We start from the raw sequence: 14594 nt of genomic DNA on the forward strand, positions 1-14594 counted from the left end.
TCAGATTAAGATTGAGTTTACTTCCGCACCTTCTGAAAGGTCATCGAGGATCTTACGCAACTCTTTCTTTATCCTAATTTTTTCTTTTTTGTTTTTTCATTGCCCTAAGGCTTTCAAGGTCTTGAATCTGGCGTGCAAATAGATTCAGTGCAAAACCGAGCTGTTCAGCTGCTTCTTTGCGGGACATAGGTAATGTCTCTGTGGAAGGCCAAAACTTTTTAGCTTGTTTTTCGATCTCATCAAGAAGGTCTGTAATCGTTGGGACAATAATTTTTTTGCCGTCTTTTTTATTTTGACCAATAATCGCCAGAGCTGCGATCAGTAACTCTTCTCGCTTGATAGCATAGTTTTCCCCTTTCAGCGGAGGAGGGTTTTGAATCTCACGTTCTGCCAGTCTTTGGCTATATTTTTCTTTATCATTCGTTTTATCTTCAGCCACATTCATAAGTTCGAAATCAAGGAGTGGCGCTATCTCGTTACGTAAGAAGCCATGCGTATGAAGTGATTCATTTGACAGAGACTCATTGATCCCTGACAGAAGCAGGGTAGGAGTGATGGCAACATAATTCGCCAACTCTGGAGATGTCAGTTTTCCTTTTTTGTAATCCAATTCGAGACATTGACCAAAGTTTATCACCTCTGTATCTACGATTGTGTCCTTGTTAATTATAAAGAATTTTATATCAAATTTACCGGACAGAAGTGTCAGGAGGGCTGAAGAAAGATCTGCATATGTGGCGAGTGTGTAGTGATGTTTGGCCGAGCGCAAAATATTATACAGACTGACGCAGTCTTTTGGTCCCGGCTTGTTACGCTGAATTTGCTGCTGAACCTTTTTACCCAGTATTTCTGAAAAATCCATACAGCCTTCTATTCTCGATAGGAAGTGACGGTGAAGTAACGTCACCCATTACGTCACCTGTATTTCACCCAAACAAAAAGGACTTAGCCAGTTTCCTGTCTAAGTCCTTGATAAACTTGGTGGCCCCTGCTGGACTTGAACCAGCGACCAAGCGATTATGAGTCGCCTGCTCTAACCACTGAGCTAAGGGGCCGTGGCGGAGGATTATAAAGTAACTGCTCGCTGCAATCCAGCCATACGTACCTGCCTGCTGTTTTTATAAACAACGCATTTTCAATCTTTTATACTTAAAGCCTGAATCAATAAGCAGGAGTAATAATGATCAGCGATATCCTGGCGCCAGGCCTGCGGGTGGTGTTCTGCGGCATCAATCCGGGCAAGTCTTCCGCCCATACTGGTTTTCACTTTGCGCATCCCGGTAATCGCTTCTGGAAAGTGATTTACCAGGCCGGGTTTACCGATAAGTTACTCAAGCCGGAAGAGGAGCAACAGCTGCTGGATACCCGCTGCGGCATCACCATGCTGGTGGAGCGGCCCACGGTGCAGGCGAGCGAGGTAAACCTGCATGAGTTGCGCAGCGGCGGGCGCGAGTTAGTTAAGAAGATTGAGGACTATCAGCCCGCGGCGCTGGCGGTCCTCGGCAAGCAGGCGTATGAGCAAGCCTTTAGCCAGCGTGGAGTGCAGTGGGGAAAGCAGAAGATCACTATCGGCGTAACGCAGGTGTGGGTCCTGCCCAATCCGAGCGGTTTAAACCGGGCAACGCTTGAGAAGCTGGTGGAGGCGTACCGGGAGCTGGACGAGGCGCTGGTGGTGCGGGGGCTTTAGGCTCTGAAGCGTCAGCCATAAAAAAAGCTCCCCGTAGGGAGCTTTTTTACATCAGGACGAATTAGTCGTCCAGGAAGCTACGCAGCACTTCAGAGCGGCTCGGGTGGCGCAGTTTACGCAGCGCCTTCGCTTCGATCTGACGGATACGTTCGCGGGTAACGTCGAACTGTTTACCCACCTCTTCCAGCGTGTGGTCGGTGTTCATATCGATACCGAAACGCATACGCAGAACTTTCGCTTCACGGGCAGTCAGGCCAGCCAGTACGTCGTGGGTGGCGGCACGCAGGCTCTCGGTGGTGGCAGAGTCCAGCGGCAGCTCGAGGGTGGTATCCTCGATGAAATCACCCAGATGCGAATCTTCATCATCACCGATTGGCGTTTCCATGGAGATTGGCTCTTTAGCGATTTTCAGCACCTTACGGATCTTGTCTTCCGGCATCAGCATGCGCTCGGCCAGCTCTTCTGGCGTCGGCTCGCGACCCATCTCCTGCAACATCTGGCGGGAGATACGGTTGAGCTTGTTGATGGTCTCAATCATATGCACCGGAATACGGATGGTGCGCGCCTGATCCGCGATAGAGCGGGTGATAGCCTGACGGATCCACCAGGTTGCGTAGGTGGAGAACTTGTAACCACGACGGTATTCGAACTTATCAACCGCTTTCATCAGACCGATGTTGCCTTCCTGAATCAGATCCAGGAACTGCAGACCGCGGTTGGTGTACTTCTTGGCGATAGAGATAACCAGACGCAAGTTCGCTTCGACCATCTCTTTCTTCGCACGGCGGGCTTTCGCTTCACCGATGGACATACGACGGTTGATGTCTTTTACCTGCTCGATGGTCAGGCCGGTCTCTTCTTCAATCTGCTGCAGCTTCTGCAGGCCACGATGTACTTCTTCAGCCACGTCGCGCAGTTTTTCAGACCACGGCTTGTTCATCGCGATAGCAGCGTTGAACCAGGTCTCGCTGGTTTCGTTACCGGTGAACAGGGTGATGAAGTTCTTCTTCGGCATTTTGCACTGTTCAACGCACACCTTCATGATGATGCGTTCCTGGGTACGTACGCGATCCATCATCACGCGCATGCTGTTTACCAGGTAATCGAACTGTTTTGGCACCAGACGGAACTGTTTGAACACTTCAGAGAGCTTCAGGATCTCTTCCTGAGCGGCTGCGTGGCTGCGGCCTTTCGCTTTGATCGTGTCGCGGGTAACGACATACTGCGCGCGCAGTTCAGCGAACTTCTCGCGAGCCAGTTCAGGGTCGATGCTGTTGTCGTCATCGCTGCTGTCGTCATCGCCATCGTCTTCGTCTTCGTCATCATCCATCTCTTCCTGAGAGAGTTCAGAACCGACGTGCGTCGCCGTTGGGGCCATGTCTTCTTCTGCGTTCGGATCGACAAAACCGGTGATCAGATCGGACAGGCGGGCTTCTTCTGCCTCAACGCGATCGTACTGCTCCAGCAGATAGGTGATCGCTTCCGGGTATTCGGCAACGGAACACTGAACCTGGTTGATCCCGTCTTCGATACGTTTAGCGATGTCAATTTCGCCTTCGCGGGTCAACAGTTCAACGGTACCCATTTCGCGCATGTACATGCGAACCGGGTCAGTGGTGCGGCCGATTTCAGATTCAACGCTCGACAGAACCTGTGCAGCAGCTTCCTCTGCATCTTCGTCGGTGTTGTTTGAGTTTTCAGCAAGTAACAGATCATCGGCATCAGGGGCTTCTTCCATCACCTGAATACCCATGTCGTTGATCATTTGGATGATGTCTTCGATCTGATCGGAGTCGACGATATCTTCCGGCAGATGGTCATTGACCTCGGCATAGGTCAGATAGCCTTGCTCCTTACCACGTTGGACAAGAAGTTTCAGCTGTGACTGCGGGTTTTGCTCCATAAGACGGTATCCACACTTATTCGTTTGATTGGTGTCGGCGATACGGCTGCCAACCTTTAAAGCGAGGGCGTACTTGTATTTTTGCCGCTGCCTCTCAGTGCGGCTGTCGGGATCTACCCGATCGATATTCGGCACTTAAGCCGTTAAATACTTTTGTCTTTCTGTTATTTCTTTGCCAGCTCCTGGCTAATCATCCAGAGCTCCCGGCGTTCTTCGCTGCTTAAACCGTGTGTGCGCTCGCGAGCAATCAACTCTTCCTGGCGCAGTTCAAGCATCGAATCAAACATATGGTTGAGCGAGTCGGTGAAGGTCTCTTCAGCAATCTCTTTATCTGCTATATCGTCCCACATCGACAGTTTTTCAAGGGTTGCGGACGCTTTTGTTCCGCGATAGTGCTCTAAAAGTTGTCCGGTGGTCAGACCTGGCTGTGACAAACAAGTGTTGACCAGTTCTGCAAATAAGCCAAGTCCGGGCAGCTTTTCGTGGTCTAAACCCGCCAGAGAAGGCACGCGTGGGGCCAGCTCCGGGTTTTGCACCAACAGTCCTATCAGTATACGCATGGTTGTGCGTTTTAGCTGAGGCGCGGGGCGAACCGCTCCGCTTTCAGCCAGTTTTGGCATTAAACGTTCAAGCTGGCTGTCATCCAGAATGCCAAGTTTCTTACCCAGTTCCTGGCGCAGATAGATGCGCAACGTTTCGCCCGGCACCTGAGTAATCAGCGGTAACGCCAGCGTGCTCAGCTGGGCGCGGCCATCCGGGGTGCTCAAATCCACCTGCGGCATCAGGCTGTTAAACAGAAACGTGGAGAGCGGCTGAGCCTGCTCCATCCGCGCCTCGAATGCCGCTTTGCCCTCTTTACGCACCAGCGTATCCGGGTCTTCGCCGTCGGGCAGGAACATAAAGCGCAACTGGCGCCCGTCGGTCATATAAGGCAGCGCCGTCTCCAGCGCGCGCCAGGCGGCTTCGCGTCCGGCCCGGTCACCGTCGTAACAGCAGACGACCGTGTTGGTCACCCGAAACAGCAGCTGGATATGGTCGGCAGTGGTAGAGGTACCCAACGACGCCACGGCATAGTTAATGTCGAACTGCGCCAGCGCCACCACATCCATATAGCCTTCGACCACCAGCAGCCGCTGCGGTTCAGCGTTATTCTGCTGGGCTTCATACAGGCCATACAGCTGGCGGCCCTTATGGAAAATATCGGTTTCCGGGGAGTTGAGGTATTTCGGCAGGGCATCGCCCAGCACGCGGCCACCAAAACCAATTACCCGGCCACGCTTGTCGCGAATGGGAAACATCACCCGCTCGCGGAAGCGGTCATAGCTACGTCCCTGGTCGTTGGTGACCAGCATGCCCGCGTCGATGAGTGATTTACGATCTTCGCTATTGCCGCCAAAACGCTTTAACACGTTATCCCAGCCGGGAGGGGCGTAACCAATAGCGAAACGCGCAATGACATCGTCGCTCAGTCCGCGCTTGTTCAGATACTGACGCGCAGGCTCAGCAGCAGGTTGCTTGAGAGACTGTTGGTAAAACGAATTCAGGCCATCCATCAGCTGATACAGCGTTTGTCGTTGATGACGCTCTATCTGGCTGGGGCCACTGCCTGCTTCATAAGGCACTTCAAGATTGTGCATGGCAGCCAGCTCTTCGACGGTTTCAACGAACTCGAGCTTGTCGTAGTTCATCAAAAAGTCGACGGCGTTGCCGTGCGCGCCACAGCCGAAGCAGTGGTAGAACTGCTTTTCACCGTTTACGGTGAAAGAGGGGGTTTTTTCGTTATGGAATGGACAGCACGCGTGATAGTTCTTGCCCTGCTTCTTCAGCTTTACCCGCGCGTCGATGAGATCGACAATGTCGGTTCTTGCCAGCAGATCGTTGATAAATACGCGTGGAATTCGTCCAGCCATAGGCCCCAGAAATTTTTAGGAACTCATAAACGAAAACAAGCCGCGCATTCCTTCCGGAAGCACGGCCTTACGACTACTACTCTGTCTGACAACTGAGGAAGTGCGTCCTCAATAGATTAGTACAGACGAGTACGGCGTGCGTTTTCGCGAGCCAGTTTCTTCGCGTGACGTTTCACAGCAGAAGCTTTAGCGCGCTTACGTTCGGTCGTTGGTTTTTCATAGAACTCACGACGACGAACTTCAGCCAGAACACCTGCTTTCTCGCATGAACGCTTGAAGCGACGCAGTGCTACGTCGAACGGCTCGTTTTCACGTACTTTAATTACCGGCATGTAACTCTCACCTTTATAAATTCGGTTTGCCGCTGGCATCAACGCCAGCTTATTTCAAAATGGTGCGGAATTTTACTGCAATTGCTGCTGCTTTGTAAAGCACCGCGGCCGTTTTTGAAAGGGGACTTTTATAAGGGTGAGGAGTATACACGAAGTGAACTCCAGGGGTGAGGAAAGTTTTACAACAACCCGCCCAGGCTCTACACTGCGCGGTATCTGAGTGAGGTAAAACAAGTCATGCGTGTACTGGGTATTGAAACATCCTGCGATGAAACCGGCATCGCGATCTACGACGATGAAAAAGGGCTCGTCGCCAACCAATTGTATAGTCAGGTAAAATTGCATGCCGACTACGGTGGCGTCGTGCCGGAACTGGCCTCCCGCGACCATGTGCGTAAAACGGTGCCCCTGATCCAGGCGGCGCTGAAAGAGGCTGGCTTTACGGCAAAAGATATTGACGCTGTGGCCTACACGGCGGGTCCAGGCCTGGTGGGTGCGCTGCTGGTGGGCGCCACTGTCGGGCGTTCGCTGGCGTTCGCGTGGGATGTACCGGCAATCCCGGTTCACCATATGGAAGGGCATCTGCTGGCGCCGATGCTGGAAGAGAATCCCCCTGAATTTCCGTTTGTGGCGCTGCTGGTTTCCGGCGGTCACACGCAATTGATCAGCGTCACCGGTATTGGCCAATACGAACTGCTGGGCGAGTCCATTGACGATGCGGCGGGTGAAGCGTTCGACAAAACCGCCAAGCTGCTGGGGCTCGATTACCCTGGCGGCCCGATGCTGTCGAAAATGGCCTCGCAGGGTACCGAAGGGCGCTTTGTCTTCCCGCGCCCGATGACCGACCGTCCGGGTCTGGATTTCAGCTTCTCCGGCCTGAAGACCTTTGCCGCCAATACCATCCGGAATAATGACGACAACGAGCAGACACGCGCCGACATCGCCCGCGCCTTTGAAGATGCGGTGGTGGATACCTTAATGATCAAGTGCAAACGCGCGCTGGATCAGACCGGCTTTAAGCGCCTGGTGATGGCGGGCGGCGTCAGCGCCAACCGTACGCTGCGCGCAAAGCTCGCGGAGATGATGCAAAAACGCCGCGGTGAAGTGTTCTATGCCCGCCCGGAATTTTGTACCGATAACGGGGCGATGATCGCCTATGCCGGTATGGTGCGTCTGAAATCGAACGCCACGGCGGACCTGAGCGTCTCCGTGCGCCCGCGCTGGCCACTGGCCGAACTGCCCGCCGCCTGATCGCTCTCCGGCCCGGATGTCACAGGGTAATATCGAACATCCGGGTACGGGCCAGCAGACAATAAAGCTGACAGTCATTTTTTACCCCCAGCTTCTCCATCGCCCGGATCTTATGTGCGCTCACGGTCTTAATGCTCAGGTGCATTCGCCGCGACACATCCGTCAGGTTTCCACTTTTACAGAGTAAACGCAGTACATCCATCTCTCTGGGAGAGAGCGCCTCGGAGGGCAGTTTTTCCGCCGGAAACAGCGTTTTCATTAATGCCGGTTCGACATAAACTTCGTCGTTCAACACGCCGGTAAGTGCATCGCGGAAGGTCTTTTCGCTCATATTGTGACTCACGTACCCCTTTACCCCCGTCTCGATCGCCAGCCGGATCAGTTGGGGATTTTTGTAGCGGGTAAGCAGGATCACTTTTATCGTGGGATAGCGCTGGCTCAGACCTTTTACCAGCGCCAGCCCTTCCATGCGACTCAAGGGATCGGCGCTTTGCGTGCCGCTCAGGGTATAGCCCAGCAACAAAATATCAGGGAGCTGCTGCGCCAGCTGTTTCAGCAGTTCGGACGTGGTCTGCGTTTCATCGGCCAGCGTAAACGCCATACCGTCGCTGGCGCTGTTCATGTCGTTGAGCATCGCGCGAACCCCCCGGCGAATCAGGGGATGTTCATCGGCGAGCGTTATTTTTACTTGCATCATACTCCTCCAGCATTGCACGCTGAAGCGATGACGCCAGCGTATAAGGTAGTCAATTTTACCGCGGCGTAAATATTAGTAATTATGCTTTGAAAGATATTTTTAATATTAAAAATGCCTTGCGCTGGCGTTTCTGCTATTCTTTTCGCCGTTATTTCCGCGCGTTTAAACGCCGCCGTAGATTAATTTGGATATTTTTATCCGCCGTAATGATTGACATATCCCATATAATTTATTTTTCCCCGGGATGTATCCGTGAGGGAACTTTCTTATTTATCCAAAGAGCGCTCTTATTGGCAGGCCGATGATTTTCTTTCATTGTGAATAAAGGAACTTCACATTAATAAATGTCATTAAGGAACGTTGGCAAAATGAAAAAAAGTATGCTCTCTCTCTTGATCGGCGCTGCGGTCACTTGCTCTGCTTATGCTGGAACAGCACCCCAGGTCGAATTTGCCCATGATGGCGAGTCCTATATCGCGGTTGTGGTTAAAATGAAGGCCAGTAAACCCTTACTGAAGTCTACCAGTCAGGCAACGACCACATCGACCTCGAGTAAGTTAACGTTAAGCGATCCATCTCTGGTTCCTGTCAACGTATTCCGCCCGAACAACTTGCGTAGCACCCAGTCTGATGAATTTGCACAACTCAACGCGCGCTACGGTTTTGACCGTTATTTACGTATCGCATTACCTGAAGAAAAAAGTAAGGATAAAAAATACATAAATAATATTATCGCTGAGCTGGAGCATAATCAGAACATTGAAATTGTCTATCCAGAAAGTGTCCCTACCACTCTGGATAAATATCACGGTGAGGCTCTGCAAAGTAAACCGTTGCTGAAATCGACAGTGCAAAGCACCGTTGGCGCATCGACAGTACCTGATTTTCGTCACCTCCAGTACTATACAAAATCGCCTACAGACAAGCGCTCAGGATATTATATGGGCGGCGTTAACCGTGACAGCGTAAATAAATATCCGGGTAATGACGGCGAAGGCGTGACCATTATTTCCATGGAAAACGACATCTGGAATGTCAACCATATAAACTTGCCGAAACCAGAATTAATTAAGGGCAGCAACAAATATTACGACGATCATGATACAGCTTCTGTGGGTATCATGGCGGCAAAAGATATTGGTGGTGGTGTGCGCGGGCTCAGCTGGAAAAGCCGCGTGGGCTTTAACGACTGGCAGTACAACAACCTTTATAACATGATCCCGTTGCTGAAAGCAGGGGATGTCGTACAGATTGGGATGCAGACCGGCGGCGGCGAAATCACGGGATGTACTAAAGACTGTTACGTGCCGCAGGAAAATGCCAGCAGTTACTACGATGTTATCAAGGCGCTGACGGATAAAGGCGTATACGTTATTGAAGCGGCTGGTAACGGCAACGTTAACCTCGATCACAGTGCTTTTAATGGAAAATTTGATGTTAACGTTCGCGATTCTGGCGCCATTATCGCCGGTGCACTCTGCGCTAAAGATGGAAAAAAAGCCTCATTTAGTACCTATGGTTCGCGTGTTACCAGCTCCGCATGGGGATGCTGGGATGTGGTAACGACTGGCTATGGCGCTCTGTATAATGTGGCAAACGCCCAGTATACGGACTCCTTCTCCGGCACCTCTTCTGCTAACCCGATTATTGCGGGGGTAGTGGCAAGCCTGTCAGGCATTGCAAAAGCGCATGGTATTACCGTTACGCCGGTGCAAATGCGCCAGATTTTGCAGGAAACTGGTACACCGCTGGCGAATGGTGATTCGGCAAAAGTGGGTACTCAACCTGATATGGAACGTGCGGTGGCGCGCATTCTGGCGCTGAAGGACGGCGGCAGCGCCACCCTTCCAGCTCCTACCGCTGCTGCAGGCGCGGATTACACGATGGTTTCTCCCGTCTCTGGTGTAAAAACCTATCCGCTGGATGGCAGTAAGAGCCTGAATGCGAAATCGTATAACTGGAGCGTGACCAAAGGGGCTGGAACCTTCTTTGTGCAGCAGAACCTGAACGGCACCCTGAGCAGCAGCGTTGATAGCGCCCATGCCTATGCGGTGATCCCGGCGAATACCGAGGGTGATGCGGTCTTTACGCTGACCACAACCGGCGCCGATGGCCGCACGGCGCAGGACAGCATGACCATCAAGGTCAGCAAACCGGCGGCTCCGGCACAGGATGAAACTCCGGCCCAGGACACCACGCCTGCGCAAGACGACACCCCGGCACAGGACACTACGCCTGCGCAAGATGACACCCCGGCTCAAGAGACCGTGCCGGCCTACAACCCAAAAATTGCCTATCCAGTGAAGTGCACGAAGGTGTCTCACAACGGTAAGATTTGGTTTAACCAGTGGTATGTCAACCCGGGCCAGGAAGAGCCGGGCAAAGGCTTCAGTACCTGGGGCGCCTGGCGCGAGCAAGGATCCAAGTACAACACCTGTAAATGATCGGCAAGCCTGGCGAAAGCCAGGCTTTTTTTATACCTTCAGCATGCCTTTCTCTTCCAGGAAGCGAATAATTGTCGCCAGCCCGTCACCCGCTTTCAGGTTGGTAAAGGTCCACGGACGCTCACCGCGCATGCGGTTGGTGTCGCGCTCCATCACCTCCAGCGAGGCTCCCACGTAAGGGGCGAGATCGGTTTTGTTGATCACCAGAAAATCGGATTTGGTGATCCCCGGCCCGCCTTTGCGCGGGATCTTCTCCCCTTCCGCCACGTCGATCACGTAGATCGTCAGATCCGCCAGCTCCGGGCTGAAGGTGGCGCTCAGGTTGTCGCCGCCGCTCTCGACAAAGATCAGATCCAGGTTGCCGAACTTCTCGCTTAACGCTTCTACCGCTGCCAGGTTCATTGAGGCATCTTCACGAATGGCGGTGTGCGGACAGCCGCCGGTTTCCACGCCCACAATGCGCTCCGGCTCCAGGGCGCCCGCCTCGGTGAGAATGCGCTGATCCTCTTTGGTGTAGATATCGTTCGTCACCACCGCGAGGTGATAGGTGTCGCGCATCGCTTTACACAGCGCTTCCAGCAGGGCGGTTTTACCCGACCCCACCGGGCCGCCGACGCCCACACGCAGGGGGTGTTTGTACTCAGACATAGAGACTCCTCAGGAACGGAATAACCGTGAATATTGGGTTTCGTGACGCGCCGAAGCGATGGCGGAGAGCGGCGTGGCTGCCCCCAGCTGGTCATCGCGGCGCAGAAGCGCCTGCGCCAGCCCGTCGGCAAAGCGATCGCAGAGTTCGATGATCAACAGCTGGGCCGCCTGCTGACCAAAGGGCACCAGCTTGACGCCCGCCATCACCGCGCTTTCGATCCAGCTGTAGCCAAGGCTTAACGCCATCTCGCGCAGATCGATCCCCCAGCGCACGCCGAGCCACGCCATGCCGCACAGTTGGCTTTGGGAGAACAGCACCAGCCAGTCAGCTGGGCAATCCGCCTCCCAGCTTTTGATCAGCCGGGTGAAGGCCGCCCCGCGGTTGCGCTCCTCCTCCCGCAGCTCGCGGGTCTCCCGGCAGGCCAGCAGGTATGCGGTCCAGCGCGCGGCGGCAGCGCGGTCTTGCTGTTCGCAGGCGCGGTAGAGGCGGGAAAAGAGCGGCAGATCGACGCAGAAAAAGCTCTGCTCCATCTGCTGACACTGCCAGGCTTTGAATGCCGCCGGGGTAGTGACCCAGCCCGCTTCTACCGCCCACTCCAGCCCCTGCGACCAGGTAAACGACCCCACTGGCAGACTGCTGCTGGCGAGCTGCATCAGGCGCAACCACTGGCGGGACGGCTCCATCAGCTCATCAGCGCCAGCAGGGCAGAGGCGATAAGCCCTCCACCGAGGGTTTTACGCAGCCCGTCGTGACGGCGCAGCAGCAGGCCTGCCGCAAAGCTTGCGCACAGCACTGCGGCGCTGGCGAACATAAAGCCGCTGGTGAACAGCCAGAAGCTGTGACCTGCCATCTCTACCCCGTGCGCCCAGCCGTGAAACATCGCCAGCGCGGGCACGGCCAGCAGCAGGCGGTTTTCGGTTTTGAACATCATCACGCCACACACCGCCAGCGAGGCGATGATCAGCATCTCCATGCCGCTAAAGCCCCCCAGCAGGCTGCCTGCAATCGCCCCGGTGAGCATCATGCCGAGGGTGGCAAAGGGCATCAGCAGCCTGCGGCCGCTCAGGGCGGCGAGCACGCCTGCGCCGGTGAGCATCAGGAGATGATCAAGCCCGGTCAGGGGATGGAAAAAGCCCGCCTGAAAGCTGTCGCTGCCGTGTCCCGGATGGGCCAGCGCGGGCAGGGAGAAGGCCAGCAGAAGCAGGGGTAACAACTTACGCATGATTAATCCTTAATGTGAATGAGCGTGAGAGTGTGAATGGGAGTGACCTTCGCTGGCGTAGGCACCCGCTTCCGGTTCGAAGGGCAGGCTGGCGAAAGTCACCTCGAGATCGAACAGGTGCAGCATCTCGTCCAGCACGTGATCGTGGTGATAGCGCAGCTCGCCGGGCAGAATTTGCAGCGGCACGTGGCGGTTGCCCAGGTGATAGCAGGCGCGCGCCAGCAGGAAGGGATCGGCGCAGCGCACCACCGACAGCGGTTCGGGTGCGGCAATAACTTCCACCACTTCACGGCCATCGTCGCTGGCAAGCAGGTCGCCGCCGCGCAGCAGCAGGCCGCGCGGCAGGATCAACCCGGCATCGCGACCGTCGTCCAGCACCACGCGGGCGCGGCTCTTTACCCGCACATCAATCGGCAGCGTGACGTGTGCGGTAACGGGATGGGGATGATCCAGGCGTTGGGTTAAGGTGATCATGAATGCTCCTCAGAACAGGAAATAGCGTTGCGCCATCGGCAGAACCTCTGCCGGTGCGCTGGTAATCAGTTCCCCGTCAATGCGCACCTCATAGGTTTGCGCATCGACGGTAATGTTGGGCTGCAGACCGTTGTGGATCATGTCGGCTTTTTTCACCGTCCGGCAGCCTGTGACCACTGCGGTGGCGCTCTGCAGGTTCAGTTGCTGCGCGATGTTGTTATCGGCAGCGGCCTGCGAGAGAAAGGTCAGGCGGGTGGCGTGGCGGGCGGCGCCCAGCGCGCCAAACATGGGCCGGTAGTGCACCGGCTGCGGCGTGGGGATCGAGGCGTTAATGTCGCCCATCGGCGCGCAGGCGATCATCCCACCTTTGACGATGGTGGCTGGCTTCACGCCAAAGAAGGCCGGGGACCAGACCACCAGGTCCGCCAGCTTCCCCGCCTCAATCGACCCGACCTCATGGGCGATGCCGTGGGTCAGCGCCGGGTTGATGGTGTACTTGGCGATATAGCGCTTCACCCGCAGGTTATCGTTATCGCCCGACTCCTCCGCCAGCGGGCCGCGCTGCACCTTCATGCGGTGCGCCACCTGCCAGGTGCGGATAATCACTTCTCCCACCCGGCCCATCGCTTGCGAATCGGACGAGGTGAGCGAGAAGGCGCCCAGGTCGTGCAGCATGTCTTCGGCGGCGATGGTCTCCCGGCGAATGCGTGATTCGGCAAAGGCCACATCCTCGGCGATATCCGGGTCGAGGTGGTGGCAGACCATCAGCATGTCCAGATGTTCGTCGATGGTGTTGACCGTATAGGGCAGGGTCGGGTTGGTAGAGGAGGGCAGAATGTTAGGGTGCGCGCAGGCGGTGATGATATCCGGCGCATGGCCGCCGCCCGCCCCTTCGGTGTGGAAGGTGTGGATGGTGCGCCCGGCGATGGCCGCCAGGGTGTCCTCGACAAACCCGCCCTCGTTAAGGGTGTCGCTGTGCAGCGCCACCTGGATATCCATCTCGTCCGCTACTGTCAGGGCGCAGTCGATCGCCGCAGGGGTGGAACCCCAGTCCTCATGAATTTTCAGGCCAATCGCACCCGCGGCAACCTGCTCACGCAGGGCGTCCGGGTTGGAGCCGTTGCCTTTACCCAGCAGGCCGACATTCACCGGCAGCGTGTCGACCGCCTGCAACATGCGCGCGATATACCACGGCCCCGGCGTGCAGGTGGTGGCGTTGGTGCCTGCGGCAGGGCCGGTACCGCCGCCAATCATGGTGGTGACGCCGGATACCAGCGCCTCTTCCGCCTGCTGCGGGCAGATCCAGTGGATATGGGTATCGACCCCGCCTGCGGTGACAATCTTCCCTTCGGCGGCGATCACCTCGGTGGCCGCGCCAATGGGGATGGTTACGCCGGGCTGAATGTCCGGGTTACCCGCTTTGCCGATGGCGAAGATCCTGCCATCCTTCACGCCGATATCGGCTTTCACGATCCCCCAGTGATCGACGATCAGCGCGTTGGTCAGCACCAGATCCACGCAATCCTGTGCCGTCATCTGCCCCTGGCCCATACCGTCGCGGATCACCTTCCCGCCGCCGAATTTGACCTCTTCACCGTAGATGGTCAGATCGTTTTCCACCTCGATCCAGAGCTCGGTATCGGCGAGACGGACTTTATCCCCGGTAGTGGGGCCGAACATGTCGGCATAGGCCTGACGTGAAATCTCAGCCATGGTTGACCTCACCCATCACCTCGCCACGAAAGCCGACGATGCGCTGTGCGCCTGCTACAGCCACCAGCGTCACGGCGCGCTTCTGCCCCGGTTCAAAGCGCACGGCAGTACCAGCGGCGATATTCAGGCGGTAGCCTCGGGTCGGCTCACGATCGAATTTGAGCGCTGGATTAACTTCGTAAAAGTGGTAATGGGATCCCACCTGGATCGGTCGATCCCCGTGGTTCTCGACGATCGTCGTCAGCGTGTTGCGTCCGGCATTAATAACGATCTGCCCGGGTTGTATCTGGTATTCGCCTGGGATCATGTTGC

The 14594-nt window shown here is 55.6% G+C and carries 14 protein-coding genes and 1 tRNA gene; 3 read left to right on the top strand and 12 right to left on the bottom strand.

Annotated features, from left to right (window positions below; translation table 11 throughout):
- Positions 1–73: 73 nt before the first annotated feature.
- Together DVA43_RS21865 and DVA43_RS21870 are read right to left on the bottom strand one after the other, a co-directional pair.
- On the bottom strand, positions 74–862 hold the full coding sequence (locus tag DVA43_RS21865; RefSeq protein WP_114316749.1) for a hypothetical protein: 789 nt from the start codon (positions 860–862) through the stop codon (positions 74–76).
- 117 nt (positions 863–979) lie between these two features.
- Positions 980–1055 (bottom strand) — tRNA-Ile (locus tag DVA43_RS21870).
- A gap of 125 nt (positions 1056–1180) precedes the next feature.
- Here DVA43_RS21870 and mug point away from each other — a divergent pair.
- Positions 1181–1687 carry a G/U mismatch-specific DNA glycosylase gene (gene mug, locus DVA43_RS21875; RefSeq protein ID WP_114316751.1) on the top strand — a complete coding sequence of 169 codons (507 nt, stop codon included), beginning with the start codon at positions 1181–1183 and terminating at the stop codon, positions 1685–1687.
- A 61-nt stretch (positions 1688–1748) separates the two neighbouring features.
- On the opposite strand, the gene rpoD is transcribed toward mug, so the two are convergent.
- From rpoD to rpsU, 3 genes are all read right to left on the bottom strand, one after another.
- Complete coding sequence (gene rpoD / locus DVA43_RS21880; protein WP_139157075.1) at positions 1749–3590, bottom strand: RNA polymerase sigma factor RpoD; 1842 nt, start codon at positions 3588–3590, stop codon at positions 1749–1751.
- Positions 3591–3754: 164 nt separating this feature from the next.
- Entirely contained in the window at positions 3755–5500 is a 1746-nt protein-coding gene (dnaG, locus tag DVA43_RS21885; protein ID WP_103177014.1) for a DNA primase, read from the bottom strand.
- A gap of 116 nt (positions 5501–5616) precedes the next feature.
- Entirely contained in the window at positions 5617–5832 is a 216-nt protein-coding gene (gene rpsU / locus DVA43_RS21890) for a 30S ribosomal protein S21 (protein WP_001144069.1), read from the bottom strand.
- Between the two features lie 237 nt (positions 5833–6069).
- Between rpsU and tsaD the strand changes: the two genes are divergently transcribed.
- A complete protein-coding gene (gene tsaD / locus DVA43_RS21895; protein WP_114316754.1) occupies positions 6070–7083 on the top strand; it encodes a tRNA (adenosine(37)-N6)-threonylcarbamoyltransferase complex transferase subunit TsaD in 1014 nt (337 codons plus the stop codon).
- Positions 7084–7102: 19 nt separating this feature from the next.
- Here tsaD and DVA43_RS21900 read toward each other — a convergent pair whose 3' ends face one another.
- Positions 7103–7780 (bottom strand): response regulator transcription factor, encoded by a 678-nt coding sequence (locus tag DVA43_RS21900; RefSeq protein ID WP_246842248.1) that lies wholly within the window; start codon positions 7778–7780, stop codon positions 7103–7105.
- A gap of 368 nt (positions 7781–8148) precedes the next feature.
- On the opposite strand from DVA43_RS21900, the gene DVA43_RS21905 reads away from it, so the two are divergent.
- Positions 8149–10224, top strand: a complete 2076-nt coding sequence (locus DVA43_RS21905) for a S8 family serine peptidase (protein WP_114316756.1) — start codon at positions 8149–8151, stop codon at positions 10222–10224.
- Positions 10225–10254: 30 nt separating this feature from the next.
- Here the strand turns inward: DVA43_RS21905 and ureG are convergent, their stop codons facing one another.
- From ureG to DVA43_RS21935, 6 genes are read right to left on the bottom strand one after another with little or no spacing between them, the layout of a single operon-like run.
- Complete coding sequence (ureG, locus tag DVA43_RS21910) at positions 10255–10872, bottom strand: urease accessory protein UreG (protein ID WP_103822897.1); 618 nt, start codon at positions 10870–10872, stop codon at positions 10255–10257.
- Positions 10873–10881: 9 nt separating this feature from the next.
- A complete protein-coding gene (locus DVA43_RS21915) occupies positions 10882–11556 on the bottom strand; it encodes an urease accessory protein UreF (RefSeq protein WP_114316757.1) in 675 nt (224 codons plus the stop codon).
- Positions 11556–12095, bottom strand: a complete 540-nt coding sequence (locus DVA43_RS21920) for a HupE/UreJ family protein (protein ID WP_114316758.1) — start codon at positions 12093–12095, stop codon at positions 11556–11558. Before DVA43_RS21920 ends, DVA43_RS21915 begins: the two co-directional genes overlap by 1 nt.
- Before the next feature lie 9 nt (positions 12096–12104).
- Positions 12105–12569: an urease accessory protein UreE gene (ureE, locus tag DVA43_RS21925; protein WP_103822894.1), complete on the bottom strand. Its 465-nt coding sequence runs from the start codon at positions 12567–12569 to the stop codon at positions 12105–12107.
- A 9-nt stretch (positions 12570–12578) separates the two neighbouring features.
- A complete protein-coding gene (gene ureC / locus DVA43_RS21930; RefSeq protein ID WP_114316759.1) occupies positions 12579–14282 on the bottom strand; it encodes an urease subunit alpha in 1704 nt (567 codons plus the stop codon).
- Positions 14275–14589 (bottom strand): urease subunit beta, encoded by a 315-nt coding sequence (locus DVA43_RS21935; RefSeq protein ID WP_114316760.1) that lies wholly within the window; start codon positions 14587–14589, stop codon positions 14275–14277. Before DVA43_RS21935 ends, ureC begins: the two co-directional genes overlap by 8 nt.
- Between the last annotated feature and the right edge of the window lie 5 nt (positions 14590–14594).

It is taken from the genome of Leclercia sp. W6, assembly GCF_003336345.1.
In the GTDB taxonomy this organism is placed as follows: Bacteria; Pseudomonadota; Gammaproteobacteria; order Enterobacterales; family Enterobacteriaceae; genus Enterobacter.